Source organism: Candidatus Eisenbacteria bacterium, from assembly GCA_035712145.1.
Lineage (GTDB): Bacteria > Eisenbacteria > RBG-16-71-46 > RBG-16-71-46 > RBG-16-71-46 > DASTBI01.
The window spans coordinates 1-14,587 of sequence record DASTBI010000221.1; the positions used below are offsets into that span (position 1 = coordinate 1).

At 69.8% G+C, this 14,587-nt stretch carries 14 protein-coding genes and 1 tRNA gene; 3 read left to right on the top strand and 12 right to left on the bottom strand.

Going from position 1 to position 14,587, the window contains the following annotated elements; all coding sequences use genetic code 11:
• The first annotated feature begins 233 nt into the window (after window positions 1–233).
• The 3 genes from VFQ05_15520 (at window position 234) to VFQ05_15530 (ending at window position 4,481) form a co-directional block, all read left to right on the top strand.
• Entirely contained in the window at window positions 234–953 is a 720-nt protein-coding gene (locus VFQ05_15520) for a hypothetical protein (GenBank protein ID HET9328176.1), read from the top strand.
• 342 nt (window positions 954–1,295) lie between these two features.
• Complete coding sequence (pyk, locus tag VFQ05_15525) at window positions 1,296–2,810, top strand: pyruvate kinase (GenBank protein HET9328177.1); 1,515 nt, start codon at window positions 1,296–1,298, stop codon at window positions 2,808–2,810.
• 237 nt (window positions 2,811–3,047) lie between these two features.
• Window positions 3,048–4,481 carry a hypothetical protein gene (locus tag VFQ05_15530; protein ID HET9328178.1) on the top strand — a complete coding sequence of 478 codons (1,434 nt, stop codon included), beginning with the start codon at window positions 3,048–3,050 and terminating at the stop codon, window positions 4,479–4,481.
• Here the strand turns inward: VFQ05_15530 and VFQ05_15535 are convergent.
• The 12 genes from VFQ05_15535 to VFQ05_15590 form a co-directional block, all read right to left on the bottom strand.
• Window positions 4,454–5,023, bottom strand: a complete 570-nt coding sequence (locus tag VFQ05_15535; GenBank protein ID HET9328179.1) for a class I SAM-dependent methyltransferase — start codon at window positions 5,021–5,023, stop codon at window positions 4,454–4,456. The genes VFQ05_15530 and VFQ05_15535 overlap by 28 nt on opposite strands.
• A 16-nt stretch (window positions 5,024–5,039) precedes the next feature.
• Complete coding sequence (gene rdgB / locus VFQ05_15540; protein HET9328180.1) at window positions 5,040–5,642, bottom strand: RdgB/HAM1 family non-canonical purine NTP pyrophosphatase; 603 nt, start codon at window positions 5,640–5,642, stop codon at window positions 5,040–5,042.
• The gene (gene rph / locus VFQ05_15545) at window positions 5,639–6,421 is read right to left on the bottom strand and encodes a ribonuclease PH (GenBank protein HET9328181.1); all 783 of its coding nucleotides are present in this window, start codon (window positions 6,419–6,421) and stop codon (window positions 5,639–5,641) included. Before rph ends, rdgB begins: the two co-directional genes overlap by 4 nt.
• An 88-nt stretch (window positions 6,422–6,509) precedes the next feature.
• Window positions 6,510–7,400 (bottom strand): glutamate racemase, encoded by an 891-nt coding sequence (murI, locus tag VFQ05_15550; protein ID HET9328182.1) that lies wholly within the window; start codon window positions 7,398–7,400, stop codon window positions 6,510–6,512.
• Window positions 7,400–7,939, bottom strand: coding sequence for a GerMN domain-containing protein (locus VFQ05_15555; protein HET9328183.1), 540 nt, complete (start codon window positions 7,937–7,939; stop codon window positions 7,400–7,402). Before VFQ05_15555 ends, murI begins: the two co-directional genes overlap by 1 nt.
• Window positions 7,936–9,369 (bottom strand): N-acetylmuramoyl-L-alanine amidase, encoded by a 1,434-nt coding sequence (locus VFQ05_15560; protein HET9328184.1) that lies wholly within the window; start codon window positions 9,367–9,369, stop codon window positions 7,936–7,938. The genes VFQ05_15555 and VFQ05_15560 overlap by 4 nt, the downstream gene beginning before the upstream one ends.
• Before the next feature lie 16 nt (window positions 9,370–9,385).
• Window positions 9,386–9,859: an SsrA-binding protein SmpB gene (gene smpB, locus VFQ05_15565; GenBank protein HET9328185.1), complete on the bottom strand. Its 474-nt coding sequence runs from the start codon at window positions 9,857–9,859 to the stop codon at window positions 9,386–9,388.
• A gap of 55 nt (window positions 9,860–9,914) precedes the next feature.
• Window positions 9,915–10,001, bottom strand: a tRNA-Leu gene (locus VFQ05_15570).
• A 66-nt stretch (window positions 10,002–10,067) separates the two neighbouring features.
• Window positions 10,068–10,697: a lamin tail domain-containing protein gene (locus VFQ05_15575; GenBank protein ID HET9328186.1), complete on the bottom strand. Its 630-nt coding sequence runs from the start codon at window positions 10,695–10,697 to the stop codon at window positions 10,068–10,070.
• Window positions 10,698–10,728: 31 nt separating this feature from the next.
• The gene (locus tag VFQ05_15580) at window positions 10,729–12,096 is read right to left on the bottom strand and encodes a hypothetical protein (GenBank protein ID HET9328187.1); all 1,368 of its coding nucleotides are present in this window, start codon (window positions 12,094–12,096) and stop codon (window positions 10,729–10,731) included.
• Window positions 12,087–12,872: a hypothetical protein gene (locus VFQ05_15585; protein ID HET9328188.1), complete on the bottom strand. Its 786-nt coding sequence runs from the start codon at window positions 12,870–12,872 to the stop codon at window positions 12,087–12,089. The genes VFQ05_15580 and VFQ05_15585 overlap by 10 nt, the downstream gene beginning before the upstream one ends.
• Window positions 12,869–14,530, bottom strand: coding sequence for a hypothetical protein (locus tag VFQ05_15590; protein HET9328189.1), 1,662 nt, complete (start codon window positions 14,528–14,530; stop codon window positions 12,869–12,871). The genes VFQ05_15585 and VFQ05_15590 overlap by 4 nt, the downstream gene beginning before the upstream one ends.
• Between the last annotated feature and the right edge of the window lie 57 nt (window positions 14,531–14,587).

The following is a 14,587-nucleotide window of genomic DNA, read 5'->3' on the forward strand; positions in this document are numbered from 1 at the left end:
GTGTGGGGAAACCCCACACTGGGGCTGGTGAGAACGCCCAATCGCGGATTGCGTCCGGCCATTGCCTGTAAGGCAGATCGAGCGATCCGTCGTCAGGACTGCCGCAGGCCGTTGTGGCGCAGCCATTCCGCGCGGGATGCAACCTCCTCTTCCGATGGGCACGGGGAATGCGCTTGGTACCTGGGCAGACTTCAGCCCATGCGCACCCACCCAGCATGGATAAAGGAGAAGACATGCATCGCCAGGGTCACTCGAACCGTCGCTGCGCGCTGAGCGCGACTGTCGGTTTGCTGCTGCCTCTGCTCGCCGGCTGTGGATCGAACGGCGGAGGAGGCAAGAACCAGCCGACCGCGCCGACACTTCCGACGTCTCAAGCCGGCACGCTCGTCGTGGTCGCCAGCGTGGTGTCCAACGCCGATCCGTCGCGCAACTTCTCCACCGATTTCACCGTGTCGCTCGCCGACACCGGGTCGGGCCTGGCCGCCAGCGGCGCGACGGTCGAGTTCTCGACGCCTTCCGGCACGGTGAGCCTCAGCGAAGACTCGAGCACGCCGGGCACCTACCGCGCGCAGCGCAGTGGTCACGCCGGGGGTCTGTATGTCCTCGCGGTCGCTCGTGGCTCGGACGTCGCCTCCGGATCGATGGACATGCCTGACGCGCACAACATCATCTCGCCGTCGGCCGGTGACACGCTCAGCTCGAACGGCCATCTCGACGTGTCGTGGACCCGCGCGGTCGCGGCTCAGGAAGCCTGGATCGACTCCAAGGACTGGACCGTGGGCCCTGTCTTGGACGACGGCGTGGACAAGATTGCCAAGGGTCACAACGACGCGCGTAACGACCAGGTGGTCGGCGTCATGCGGCGCAACGCGGTCAGCCCGTCGGGGATGGCGGCCGGATCTTCGATGAGCGCCTCCGTGCGGGTGTCTGTCGGTCCCTTCGTGGTGCAGTAAGGGGAGCTCGTTCGGTCCCTTTGTGGTGCAGTAAGGGGAGTTCGTTCGGTCCCTTCGTGGTGCAGTAAGGGGAGCTCGTTCGGTCCCTTCGTGGTGCAGTAAAGAGTCCTTCTCGACCTGGGGGAGAGAGGTGGGATCGCAGCACGGATCCCGCCTCTCCAGTTTGAAGGCCCGTACTCGGCCCCGTACCCGCCCCCCGCGCGAGCGCCCGCGCCAGCGCCCGCGCCCGCGCCAGCGCCAGCGCCCGCGCCCGAGGCGCGGCACGGTTCCATGGTCTCGGTGGGCGACGATCGCGAGCCGAGACACTTGAGCCTCATTGGTCATCACCGCCACACTGGGCCGATGAGCCGCCGCGCCAGGATCGTCTGCACGCTCGGCCCCGCCACCCGTGAGGTCGAGAGGATCCGTGCCCTGATCCAGGCGGGCATGGACGTGGCGCGCCTCAACTTCTCCCACGGATCGCATGAAGACCACCACGCCATGTTCAGCGCGGTGCGTGAGGCGAGCGCGTCGGTCCAGCGGCCCATCGCGGTGCTGGCCGATCTCCAGGGTCCCAAGATCAGGCTCGGCCGCTTCAGCGGCGGGGCCGCGACGCTGGTGACGGGCTCCGAGTTCGTGCTCACGACGGAGTCAGTCGTGGGCACCGCGCAGCGCGCGTCCACGACGTATGAAGCGCTGCCGCGCGACGTGAAGCGCGGCGACGCGGTGCTGCTGGACGACGGTGCGGTGAGCCTGGAAGTCCTGGCCGTCGATCGTCAGGACGTGCGCGCCCGCGTGGTGGAAGGCGGCAAGGTGTCCGACCACAAAGGCATCAACCTGCCGGGTGTCGCGGTGAGCGCGCCGGCGCTGACTCACAAGGATGTCGAGGACCTGCGTTTCGCGCTCGACCTCGGCGTGGACCTGGTGGCGCTGTCGTTCGTGCGCGACCCCGCCGATGCCGGCGCGGCGCGGCACGTCATGAAAGCCGTGGGTCGGCGCGTGCCGCTGATCGCCAAGCTCGAGAAGCCCGAGGCCGTTGTCCGCATCGAAGAGGTGATCGATGCCTTCGACGGACTGATGGTGGCGCGTGGGGATCTCGGCGTGGAGATGCCGCTCGAGCAGGTGCCGCTCACCCAGCGACGTGCGGTCCGTCTTTCTCGGGAGCGCGGGAAGCCGGTGATCGTCGCGACGCAAATGCTGGAATCGATGATCCACCACTCACGACCGACCCGCGCCGAGGTCACGGACGTGGCGGCCGCGGTCTTCGAAGGCGCCGACGCGTTGATGCTCTCGGGTGAGACCAGCGTGGGCGAGCATCCGATCGAGGCCACGGCCATGATGGCGCGCATCATCGAGACCATCGAAGCCTCCTCGGACGCGTCCTTGGGGTCTCTGCCGGCCGGGGATTCACCAGCCGGGCATTCGGCGGTCGGGCATTCGGCGGTCGGGGATTCGCAAGCCGGTGATTCGGCGGTCGGGGATTCGCCAGCCGGGCATTCGGCGGTCGGGGATTCGACGATCGACGCGGTCGCCTCGGCTGCGGCCCGGATGGCGGTCGAGCTTGGCGCATGCGCGCTGGCGGCCTTCACGGTGAGCGGCGCGACCGCCCGCGGCCTCGCTCGCCACCGTCCCCCGATTCCCATCCTGGCGTTCACCACCGATGAGAACACGCGTCGTCATCTCGCCCTCGTTTGGGGCGTCGAGAGCGCAGTCATGCCGCACGCCACCGACACCGACGTCATGATCGACCAGGTGAACCAGGCGGTGCTCCTGTCGCGGTGTGGCAGGCCGGGCGAATCGGTCGTGATCGTGGCCGGAACGCCGCCGGGCGTGATCGGAAGCACGAATACGATTCGGGTGCATCGACTGGGAAGCTGAAGCAGCCGGCCTTGCGACCGGTGCACCCGACCGGTGCACCCGACCGGTGCACCCGACCGGCGCACCCGGCAGGTGCACTCCCGGCTGGGAGGTCAAAGGCAGCACGCTTCTCGGTCTATGACCGATGCCCACTTCTGTGATCGATGTCTGGCCGTTGCATCGGCGCTCGCGCCCGATCCGCCTGTGGTATAAGAAGCCGGTCGGCCCTCGACGTCATCGCCCCCGTCGAGATGTGCCATGACCACCTCCTACTCGCGTACGCAGCTTTCGGACGAGACGCTCAGCCACCAGCTTTCCGCTTCATTCGCACGTGAGCGTGCCAGCACCGCGGAGCTCCTGGCCGATATCGCCGAGTTCGATGCCCGCAGGCTCTACCTGCCGGCCGGATACCCGTCGATGTTCGCCTATTGCACGGACAAGTTCGGTCTGTCGGAGCAGGCCGCATTCAAGAGGATCCGGGTCGCACGGGTCGCCCGCCGCCATCCATCGCTCTTCGCCGCAATCGAGAGCGGGCGCCTGAACCTGACTCTGATCGTCCTCGTTGCTCCTTACCTGAAGCATGGAGACCCAGAAGGCCTACTGGCCTCGGCCGAAGGCAAGAGCAGGTTCGAGGTCGAGAAGCTCCTGGCAGAACGGTTCCCGAGAGCTGATATACCGGCTCGTCTGCGTCTTGTCCGTCAGCAGCCAGCGCCCGATTCCATGTGGATGCAAGGAACTCTGACCGCCATGGGTCCCATCCCGTACCCGATTACTGGTCGGATGTCTGATCCTTCCATGGTGCCGGGTATAAATGCAGACATGAATCCCGGGGCGAATGCACATGCAAACCAGCCTTTGGGGTCAAGGTCGAGTGAGCGAGGTGCAAACCAAGTTGCCATTCCGGCAACATCACAACTGTCCTCGGGGACAGTTGTGGCAGCCGGTGCCCCGGCAGAGTCCACGGTTGGGTCCATGGCCGGCTCCGCGGCGGACACGCCGAATCTCGTTGGCGGTCCCGCGGGAGACTCCATGGTCGGCTCCACGGCCACTGCGAGTCTCGTTGCCGGTGCCGCGGCACCTCTCGCGGGCCCCATGCCCGATCTCATGGCGGCTCATCCCACTTCCCAGCGGAGGGTCACTCCCCTATCGCCAAAGCGCTACGCACTCCAGGTCACGATTGGCCAGATTGCGCACGACAAGCTGCGTCAGGCGCAAGCTTTGCTCAGCCATCAGATTCCGACAGGTGACCTCGCTCAAGTCTTGGAGAAGGTGCTGGACTTGGCAATCGCGCAACTCGAGAGACAGAAGCTCGCGGCGGTCAGGTCGCACAAGCTCACGACCAGACCGCACAAGCCCGCGACCAGACCGCACAAGCCCACGACCAGGCCGCACAAGACGCAGGCTCGCTCCACCAACCCTCGTACCATCCCCGCCCATGTGAAGCGCGCGGTCACGGCCCGGGATGGAGGGCAGTGCACGTTCGTGAGTTCAGATGGCCATCGCTGCACGGAACGGCGCTTCCTGGAGTTCGATCATGTGGTTGAAGTTGCGCGCGGTGGCAGAGCCACTGTGGATGGTATTCGACTTCGATGCCGGGCTCATAATCAGTACACGGCGGAGCAAACGTTTGGCGCTACGTTCATGAGCCGGAAGCGGGCTGCGAACTACAGCCGATCGACAACAGCCACGTAGAGATCGCCACCGAACGCCGAAGGTCGTCGCCTGACTTCCTTGGGCTCGGACAGACCGGCGTCTCTCGTGATGGACGGCAAGTCACGGCTCGGAATCGGGTGCGGCACCCAAGGATTGGGGTCGCGACGGTCATACTCGACGACCACCACGCGCCCGCCGGGCTTCAGCCGCGAGACGAGGCGGCCAAGCAGCGGCGCAGGATCATGTACGTAGTGAAGCGCGTTCGCGAACAGCATGCCGTCGAGCTGCTCGTCTTCGAGGCCCGGCCATTCGAATGGCTTGGTGAAGTCGGCCCGTATCGGGATCACCTTGATGTCCGCTTCCGAGTCCTTGGCCCGGCGGCTGAGCGCACTCAGCGCGCGGCTGTCTCGATCGACCGCGTAAATGCAGCTGCCGGGCACGAGAAGGCTTGCCAGCGCTAGCGTGAACATGCCATCGCCGGCGCCGAGATCGGCCCATGAGGCCTTGCTGCGATCGGTCCATGAGGCGTTGCTGCGATCGACAGCAGCGGCGATCAGCTCGGTCGCTTCTCGTGAGGTCAAATCACTTCTCGTGGGCTCAGGTCAATTCGGCAAGATGCCGGCGAAGCTTCTCGGCCAGCGCCCGTGCCGCACGCGCGCGATGGGAGATGGTGTTCTTCTCCTCCGTCGTCATCTCCGCGAACGTCCGTCCCAGCTCGGGCACTTCAAACACGGGGTCGTAGCCGAAGCCCTGCACGCCTCGCGGCGATTCCGTAATGCGACCGGCGACCACGCCTTCCGCCTCGAGCCGCGAACCGTTGGGGAAAACGGAGACGCAGACGGTCCGAAAGCGCGCGGAGCGCCGCTCACGCGGCACGCCCTCCATGCGCTCGAGCAGCAATCGGACGTTGTCCGCGTATGTGGCGCTCGGCCCGGCGAAGCGCGCGGCGTGCACGCCAGGAGCGCCGTTCAAAGCATCGACCTCGAGACCGGTGTCGTCGGCGATCGCTGGAAGCCCGGTGAGCTTGAGCGCGGCCTCGGCCTTCAGCACGGCGTTCTCGAGCAGCGTGGCGCCGGCCTCCTCCGGCGACGTCGCGCCTCGAACGTCGGACAGAATGGCCAGCTCGAGTCCCGGCAGATCGAGCAGTGCGAGCAACTCGCGCGCCTTGTCGCGATTGAAGGTCGCGAGAACCAGCTTCACGCCGAGGGCGTGGCGGGCGAGGGCGTGGCGGGCGAAGGCGTGGCGGGCGAGGGCGTAGGCAGCAGCCCGGAGTCGCCGAGCAGCCGGCGTTGGTGCGCCAACACCCTGCGAATTCCAGTGCGGGCGAGCTTCAGCATCGCCTTGAGCTCGGCGTCGCTGAAGGCCACCGATTCGCCGGTGCCCTGCACTTCAACGTAGCGGCCCGCCCCCGTCATGACCACGTTCATGTCGACCTGGGCGGCCGAGTCCTCGGCGTAGGCGAGATCGAGTCGCGGCGTGCCGCCGACCATGCCGACCGAGATCGCGGCGACCGCGTCCTTGAGCGGGGGTCCCGTGAGATGACCTCGGTTCGACAAGACCACGAATGCGTCGTGGAGCGCGACCAGTGCGCCGTTGATCGCCGCGGTGCGTGTGCCGCCGTCGGCGTCGAGCACGTCGCAGTCGATCAGGATCAGGCGCTCGCCGAAGCGCGTGAGGTCGGTCACGGTCCTGAGGCTCCGGCCGATGAGCCGCTGGATCTCCTGGGAGCGCCCGCCGGTCTGGGCGGAGCGTGAAGTGCGCTCGTTGGTGGCGCGAGGCAGCATGCCGTACTCCGCGGTCACCCATCCCCGGCCTTGTCCGCGCAGCCAGTGCGGCACCCGATCTTCGACCGTGGCGCTGCACAGAACGCGCGTGTTGCCCATGGTGACGAGCGCCGAGCCTTCGGCGTTGCGCATGACGCCGCGCTCGATCTTGAGCGCCCGCATCTGGCTCGGGCCGCGGCCGTCGGGGCGCGCCATGGCCTCGACCGGCGCCTGGCCCTCGCGCTCGCGAATGGCTCGAGGGGGGCGGGTCACTGGATCTCGCGAATCGCTCGAGGGAACCGAGTCACGGACGCTCGCTTCGGCTCACGGCCTGTCCAGTGCCTTGAGTCCAGTCGGGGTGGGTGCGCTCGAACCATGGAAGGTCGGTCTGATCGACCACGCCGAGCGAGGCCGGAAGCGGACCGCCGAGAAAAGACTCGGCGACGCGGGCAAAGGTTCGCGGCACGTCGCTCAGGAAGAAACGATGCTCGGGCGTGACGCTCGGGGCCAGCTGGCCGCGCTCGGCCAGAAGCTGCGCCAGCGCTCGCGCTGCTTCGGCGCCGGAGTCGACCAGCTTCACCGCCGGGCCCATCAGCTCGCCGATCAGCGGCGCGAGCAGAGGATAATGAGTGCACCCGAGGATCAAGCTCTCGAGCCCGCCATTCCGCAGCTCGAGCAGGTACTCCTCGGCGACCTGGCGCGTGACCGGATGCTGGATCCAGCCTTCCTCGACCAGCGGCACGAACAGCGGGCAGGCTCGTGAGATCACCGCCGCGCCGGGCGCCAGCTTCTCGATCATCGTGGGATACGCGCCGCTCGCCACCGTGCCCATCGTGCCGATCACGCCGATGCGCCCGTGCGGGCTCTTCTCCACCGCGACGCGCGCCGCCGGCTCGATGACGCCGACCACCGGCAGATCGAGACGCTGCACCAGCGTGTCGAGCGCATAGGAGGACGCGGTGTTGCATGCCACGAGCAGCGCCTTGACGTTCTGGCGCACCAGAAACGAGGAGATCTCGAGGCTGAAGCGCGTCACCGTCTCGCGCGACTTGGAGCCGTACGGAAGGCGCGCGGTGTCGCCAAAGTAGACGATCGACTCGTGAGGCAGCACGCGGAACATTTCGCGCACCGCGGTGAGCCCGCCGATGCCCGAATCGAAGACGCCGATGGGCCGTGGATCGTGGGACGCGGGCATCAGGGCCAGTCCGAGACGTCGAGCGGGCGGTCGAGCGGCAAGTGCCCTCCGAGCGTCGCCACCGGGCGGCCCGCGCAGATGATCAGCACCTGCCTGGCCTCCGGAACGTTGGCGCCGATGGTGCGGATGAGCGAAGCCACGGCGAGATACTCCGCGCTGGCGCCGCCCCGGAAGCGCTGCCGGAAGGCGCCCGATAGATCCAAAGTCATGAGTCCACGATCGTCGAGGAACACCCTGAGCACCGAAGTGCCCGCGGGGAGCACCGCCACGCCGCGAGCGCGAGGACCGCGGTCCAGCTCCGTGACCAGTCCTGAGATGCGGTCGTGGAGCCCCGTGGCCTCGATCATCTCGCGCGACTCCGCGACCAGACTGTCACCATTGGCCGCACCGAAGAACAACCGCATCGCCTTGACGCCCGCGGCCGAAGAGTCCGCGACGGTCGCTTCGGGACGCGGCGCCCGTCCACTGCGGCGCGTCCAACTGTGGGCGAGCCACGCTAGCACAGCGATCACGATCAAACCAACGAACACGCGTCTCACTGGCTCCTCCGGTACGCCGACACGCCTTCGGCGATGCTCGCGGCGAGCTGCCGCATGCCTTCCTCCTGCAGCACGCGATCCCGATCGCCGGGCGCCGTGAGCGTGGCGCACTCGAGGAGAATGCCGGGAGCGTTGACGCCCAGGAGGTCGTACGGGAGCCGCTCGCGCAATCGCGTGGGGCCCTGGCCGCGCAGCTCGAGCGCCGAGAGCACCGCCTCGGCGAGATCGCGGCTCTGCACCGCGTGCCGCGTGGCCACGTCGCGCCAGGGCAGCAGCATGATGCGCCCCGGCGCCGGCGTCGCGCCGGCGGAAGCCGAGGCTTCGTCGTCGTCGCGCGACAGCCGATCCTCCATGACGGTCGCCGGAGGACAGAACGCCGTGGCGCCGCGCGCGCGCGGATCGACGTAGCCGTCGAAGTGGAGCGCGAGCACCAGGTCCGCGTTCAGACGGTTCGCCAGCGCGGCGCGCGCCTCGGCGGGGACGCTGCGGTCGTCGTTGCGCGTGAGCACCACGCGCATGCCCTGCTGCTCCAGCTCCGCCGCCAGCCGGCGTGCCAGATCGAGCGCGAGATCCTTCTCCACCGCCGCGCCGGCGACGACGCCGGCATCCGCGCCGCCGTGCGCCGGATCGATCACCACCACCCGCAACGCGCGCTCCCCGGGGGGCGTCTCGGTCGCGAAGGACTCGAAGCCATCGTCCCGCGCGCTCGTGACATCGAAGACGACCCGCCGCCGGTCGGGGTCATGGATCAGTCGATATCCGGTCGCCGCCGGCGAGATCGCGAGCTCGAACGCGCTGCCTCCGGAGGCCGCGATGGTGCGGATCCCGGTCACCAGCGCGCCGGCGGGGATCGAATCGGGCAACGAGCCAACGAACACGCCGCCGAAGCGCAGCCGGAAGCGCGCCCGCCCGCGCGTGACCACCACCGCCTCTTCGGCATGATCGGCGGGGAACGTCATCCGGGTCATGGCGCCGACGATCGCCACTCGCGGACTGCCGACGCCTCCGCTCACCGGAAGCACCACCACGCGCGAGCGGCGCGCGTCGTAGATGAGTCGCGCGAGCGTGGAATCCGAAGGCAACGAATCCACGAGCGCGACCGGGACCTGGAATTCGCCGTCCTGTGACCGGACGGGATCGGCCAGCCAGAAGGTGCGATCGTCCACCACCACGAACGGGTTGTCGGCGGTGAGCACGATGGTGTGTGAGCTGGTGCGCAGCACCAGCCGGCGCACGTCGGCGCGCCAGAACTTGGTGGCCTCGATCAGGCGCGCGAGGTCGTTGACGCCGATGTATGGCCGGCCTTCCAGCTTGCGCACCGCCACCGTCTCGGGTCCCTCGCCGGGAGGCGGCGTGCGCCAGTCCGACGCGCTCGTGAGCGCCCCCGCGCCGAGTGCCAGGGCGACCGCGATCCAGGCGGCTCGCTTCATCGGCGACACCTTGCGTTCAATCGCCGCCTCGCGCCCGCGCCCGCGCGACCTCGCGCCGCGCGTCACGCTCGGCGATCGCATGGCGCTTGTCGTGGGTCTTCTTGCCCTTCGCCACGGCGATCAGCAGTTTGGCGTAGCCGGCGGAGAAGTAGAGCTTGAGCGGAACGATGGTCTGCCCTTTCTGTGCGACCGCCTTGCGCAGCATGTCGATCTCGGCGCGATGGAGCAACAGTTTCCGCGGCCGCACCGGATCCACGTTCCAGCGGTTGCCCTGCTCGTAGGGAGGAATGTGAAGCTGGCGCACCCAGGCTTCGTCGCCTTCGACGGTGGCAAAGGCCTCGGCCAGGCTCGCCTTGCCCCTGCGCAGGCTCTTCACCTCGGTGCCGGTGAGGACCAGCCCCGCTTCGACGGTCTCGAGGATGAAGTAGTCGTGGCCGGCGCGGCGATTCTGCGCCACCAGTCGGTCGGCCGGTTGTGATTCGCGGGGCATGCGCGGGCTCTCAGGGGCCATCGGGATCGAGCGGGGCGGGCGAGGATGGCGGTGGTGGTGCGGAAGGGGGGATTTGAACCCCCACACCCTTTCGGGCGCTAGAACCTGAATCTAGTGCGTCTGCCAGTTCCGCCACTTCCGCACGAAGCCGGGCGGGGACTATAGGCCCCGCCCGGTGGAGCGTCAACCGCTGCGCCCGCGCCAAGCCTCAGCGGTAGAGCGCTTTGAGACTTCCCCAGCTCGTCCGCAGCGCGGGTGTCGGCCCGCACTGGTTCGGCGCTCCGGGACTCGGGGCGCATCCACTGCCGAGCGGCGGGACGGAGCCGGCATACGGGTTGAGTGCGTCGAACAGCGTCCAGGCGCCGCCATCCGTGCCTCGTCCGACGGCGCGGTCGGCCGCGGCTTCGTGGGCCAGATAGACGTATTGGTCGACGAGTGTCGTATCGCCGGCTGCCGCGTGCCACAGCATCACGCGATCGCCGGTGTTCCCGAGCGACAGTCCGAACACCGGGAAGCCGTTGGCTCGCTCCCAATCCACGGCCTGGCTCCCGAATACCAACACCCGGCCTTGCGGTCCGAGTGTCCCGCTGAATCCGAAGCGCGGCAGCGTGTCGCCGTCGGTGATGAAGTAGCCGCTCAGCTCGAGGAGCGCCGCGCCGTCGTTCCAGACTTCGACCCATTCGTCATCGCGGGTGGAGAGCCCTCCGCTCCCGTCCCAGTCGCGCGCCGGACCGGCGAGGAACTCGTTGAGCCGCAGCTCCGCCCGGGCGGTAGCCGGGACGAGCCCGACGAGCAGGATGAGGAGGAAGCCGTGAGCGATGGTGAATGCCTTGCGCATGAGATGTTCTCCCGGGGGCGGTGAGCGGGGGTCATGGAGTTCGGTCGGCGCGCGAGCGCCGGATCCACTCGATGCTCCACTGCGGAGGTTTCTGGACACCGCTGGCCGTGTGGACGAGCAGCGTGCCGAGCACGCGTCCGCGGCGGCCGGCGGGAACGAGCACCTCGAGCTTCGAGCGCTGGCCTTCGCCGCTCAGCGCGCGCAGCACGAGCCGGTCGCTCTCGGCTTCGGCGAGATACAGGCTCTCTCCCCGCCGCGTGCGAAAGATCGAGTGCGCGAGCGTGACTTCGATCCCGAGCGGCGCGCGTGCGTCCACGCGGGTGGACGTCACCGAGCGCACCACGTCCTGGAGGAGAGCCCTGGCGCTCCAGGTCTCGTGCCGCACACCGAGCGCCAGCGGCGCACCTCCGCTCCATTCGATCCAGCCGCCCTGCCGCATGGCGCCCGCGGCGGAGACCGCGTCCTTGCGAACGCCCTGCTGCTCCTCGAAGCCCAAGACCAGGCGCCCGTCTCCCATGGATCGGCGGCATTCCAGCGCCACGCGTGATCCACTCTGGCCGGCGCGGAAGCGCCACACGCCGGCCAGCGCGGCCATCTCGCTGCCCCAGGCCGGGCCGGTGAGCGTCATGGCCACGGCGCGTGTCGGCGTCTGCCGAGCGGGCTCGGCCAGCGAGCGGAAGCCGGCGGCGCCGGCGCGCACGGTGCCCGCTGCCGACCAGACGCCCAGGGGGCGCTCGAGCAGTCCTTCGGCCCGCCACGATCCGCCGCGGTCGAGCGCCGCTTCGATCTCGCCGGCGCCGCGGCGGACCGCGAGCGAAGACTGCAGCTCGCGCCCTCGGCCCACGAGGACGCCCACCCCCACCGCGCGGTGGCCGACACGGAGTCCGGCGAGATCACGGCGCGCGAAGCGGCCGGCGACCAGCTCGACGCGCCGCTCGTGGCCGCGGCTCAGCAGCAGTCCTTCGCCCGCGCGCCCTCGGCGGCCCCCCTGCATGGTGTGCGTGGCGCGCTGCCAGGGCTCCCCTGGCGAGCCGAGCAGGAGCCCGCGGCCCCAGCGCGGCGAGAGCTTGCCGAGCACGAAACGGTCGCTCGCCGAGCGACCGGTCACCTCGCCGCCCGAGAGCGGATCGCCGGAGCCCTCGCGCAGCGCCCCCGAGAAATCGGGCTCGTCGAAGCGCACGCGACGGCGATGCTGCGGCTTCTTCGCCGACGATCCCGCGACCGCGAGGCCGAGCTCGACTTCGCCCACCGCGAGCGAATCGTTCTCTTCGTACGTGACATCCTCGCCTTCGGCGACGCCGGCGGGAGCGTCGACCGGCTCCGCGCGCGCAGCGGAGGCCAGCAGGGCGAGCAGTGCGATGAGCGGGAGCTCGCGACGCCCGCGCACGCTCACCACCATGACCGCTCGCCGATGCCGAGCGCCAGACGCACCGTCTCGCCCAGCACGGGATGACCTTCGACCGCCGCGCTCACGCGCAGCGTGCCCGCCATGACCGAGATGCCGAGCGTGCCGCGCGCTGGGTGGTCGCGGCCTTCGATCCAGATCGCGGCTAAGCCCACGGGCACGAGCAGGCCGGCCAGGTGCTCCGCGCGAAGTCCGCTCGGAGCGCCGGGCGCGGCCGAGCGCGCCAGCCAGAGATGCGCTTCGGCTCGCTCGAGGCGCGCGCCGATCTCGAGCCATCGGGAGAGCGGCGGTGGATCGCCGCGCGTCCAGAGCTGAGGCGCCGTGGCCCAGACCACGACGCTCGGCGAGGCCTCGACCCAGGCGCCGGCGCCCACCTCCCCGCCGGTTCCTTCGCCATTCACGACCGCCCGGCGGCGCACGCACCCGCGAAGCGCGAATCCATAGCACTCGCTGGCCACTCCGGCCCCGATCGACGCCTGCGTCCAGCCGAGCTCCGCCTCGCCGGTCTGCGATGCCCCCGCCGCGAATCGAACGGAGCGAGCGCCGAAGGCGATCGCGAGCGATCGCGTCTCGATCTCGGCCAGCCCATGCCAGCGCGTGGCGAGCGCGATGGCGCCGAGCGCTCCGTCACTCGCCGGCAACCCGCGCTCGAGCAAGGCCGCCACGGTGAGCTGCGCCGCCGGCGCCGGCTCGGAGAACTCCTGGGCAGAGCTCGCCGTGGCCGAGAACAGCGCCGCGGCCAGCGCGCATGAGAGAACGCGCCGCTTCACGGAGCATCCACGCGAAGCGGCCGCGTCAAAGCGAGGCTGCCTTGGCCGCTGGCCGCGCGCGCGTCGAGCACGAGCAGGTAGAGACCGGCGCTCAGGTCACGGGGCGCCCAGCGCTGCTCGCCACGGCCGGACACCTCCATGGACGGCAGCACCACGCCGCGTGGACGGCCCGCCATGTCGTAGAGCGCGCACGTCACCCGCGCGCGCGGCCAGGGAAGATCCCACGACAACCGCGCTTCCGCTCCGGCCAGCAGGCGTCGTGGCTCGATCTGGAAACGCCCGGGAACGGAGGCGCGCGGCCGGGGGCGCTCGAGAGGCGTGCCGGAAGCCACGGCCGACGCGGCCCAGCGCCCCGCGCGGTCGCGCTCGAGCGGCACACCCGCCGGAACGCCCGCGGCCGAGTACGGCACGCAGTCGCTGAAAGTGCCTTCGGTCTCGATGAGACTCGCCACGTCGGCCACGTGCCGGTCGTCGTCGCTGTTGTTGAGCGTTGGCCACGGACTGACGCGCAGGACACGCGTGCTGTCGAGCCGTGGGAAGCGAGCGAGGAATCCGCTGCGGTCCTGCGCCAGCACCGCCAGGCTCTCGGGAGCCAGCATCGTCGCGACGACATGGCCGGGACTCAGGGCCCGATCGGCGATGCCAAACGCTCCCAGGTCGAGCGGCATGGCGCCGGCGTTCACCACCTCGACCCACTCGCCTTCGCCCGCGGCGGGATGGAACTGGATCTCGGTGAGCTGGAGCGGGCCGAGACCCACGCGCACCCACAGCGAGTCGCCATCGTTCTCGGGAGCTTCGTCACCGGGCACGGACGCGACCATGACGATCCGCCGCTTGGAGGGGGCGAGACCGGCGAGCGTTGCGGTCACGCTCACCGTCTCGCCCGGGGCCACCGCGGAAGCGACCACGCCGCGGGCGAGCGTGAGCGTGTCACCCATCTCGCGCACCGACCAGCCGCAGGAGGCGGCCGGGAGCGGCTCCGAGCCGCGATTCTCGAGCGTCCCCCTCAGAACGACCGGCATCGCGGCGCTCGTCACCGGCGCCATGAGTCCCACCGAGCCGCTGAGCCACGACAGATCGCGCCGCCGCTGGTTGGCGCGGCCAGGCGTCGGCGGTGCGGCGCGAAAGTCGAAGGCGTTGCCGCCGCCGTCCGCATCGTCGGGAATTCGCGCCAGCGACTGCCCCGACCCCACGTCCATCGCCGGCGGGCCGCACGCGTATTCCGCGAACTCGGCCACGCCGTAGCCGACCACTTCGGTCGCGCCGTCCGGCCACACGAGCCTCACCGCGTCGGGGCCGTTCTGCAGATCGAGCGTGACGAGCGCGTCCGGAGCCGCCCCGATCAGCGCGCCGCCGATCACGAAGCGCGCGCCGGGGCCGATGCTGTCGTCCGGCGCTCCGGTCCAGCGCGGCGTCCAGCGTCCAGGTCCCGAGCCGTCGCCCGATTCGAGGCGGACTCCGGTCAGGCTCAGCGCGGTGGCGAAGGGATTGAAGAGCTCGACGAACTCGCGGCCGGTGTCGTCACCGACCGCGTCGTAATGGACCTCGGCGATCCTGGCGTGGAGCGGCGGGGCGCAGGTCTGCGCGTGGACCACATTCGCGAACAGGAACAGAGCCAGCGCCGCGACCGGCGCCGCATGAAGCCGCACGGCGAGCATGCGCTCTCCTTGCGGGGGCGAGCGGGAGCTGGATGGGGGGCTGTGTCCGGGGAGCGG

What these genes read in the sequence shown, in the direction of transcription:
- VFQ05_15520 (HET9328176.1), top strand. Translation starts at nt 234, where the DNA reads ATGCATCGCCAGGGTCACTCGAACCGTCGCTGCGCGCTGAGCGCGACT.
- pyk (HET9328177.1), top strand. Translation starts at nt 1,296, where the DNA reads ATGAGCCGCCGCGCCAGGATCGTCTGCACGCTCGGCCCCGCCACCCGT.
- VFQ05_15530 (HET9328178.1), top strand. Translation starts at nt 3,048, where the DNA reads ATGACCACCTCCTACTCGCGTACGCAGCTTTCGGACGAGACGCTCAGC.
- rph (HET9328181.1), bottom strand. Translation starts at nt 6,421, where the DNA reads ATGGCGCGCCCCGACGGCCGCGGCCCGAGCCAGATGCGGGCGCTCAAG.
- murI (HET9328182.1), bottom strand. Translation starts at nt 7,400, where the DNA reads ATGCCCGCGTCCCACGATCCACGGCCCATCGGCGTCTTCGATTCGGGC.
- VFQ05_15560 (HET9328184.1), bottom strand. Translation starts at nt 9,369, where the DNA reads ATGAAGCGAGCCGCCTGGATCGCGGTCGCCCTGGCACTCGGCGCGGGG.
- smpB (HET9328185.1), bottom strand. Translation starts at nt 9,859, where the DNA reads ATGCCCCGCGAATCACAACCGGCCGACCGACTGGTGGCGCAGAATCGC.
- VFQ05_15575 (HET9328186.1), bottom strand. Translation starts at nt 10,697, where the DNA reads ATGCGCAAGGCATTCACCATCGCTCACGGCTTCCTCCTCATCCTGCTC.
- VFQ05_15580 (HET9328187.1), bottom strand. Translation starts at nt 12,096, where the DNA reads ATGGTGGTGAGCGTGCGCGGGCGTCGCGAGCTCCCGCTCATCGCACTG.
- VFQ05_15590 (HET9328189.1), bottom strand. Translation starts at nt 14,530, where the DNA reads ATGCTCGCCGTGCGGCTTCATGCGGCGCCGGTCGCGGCGCTGGCTCTG.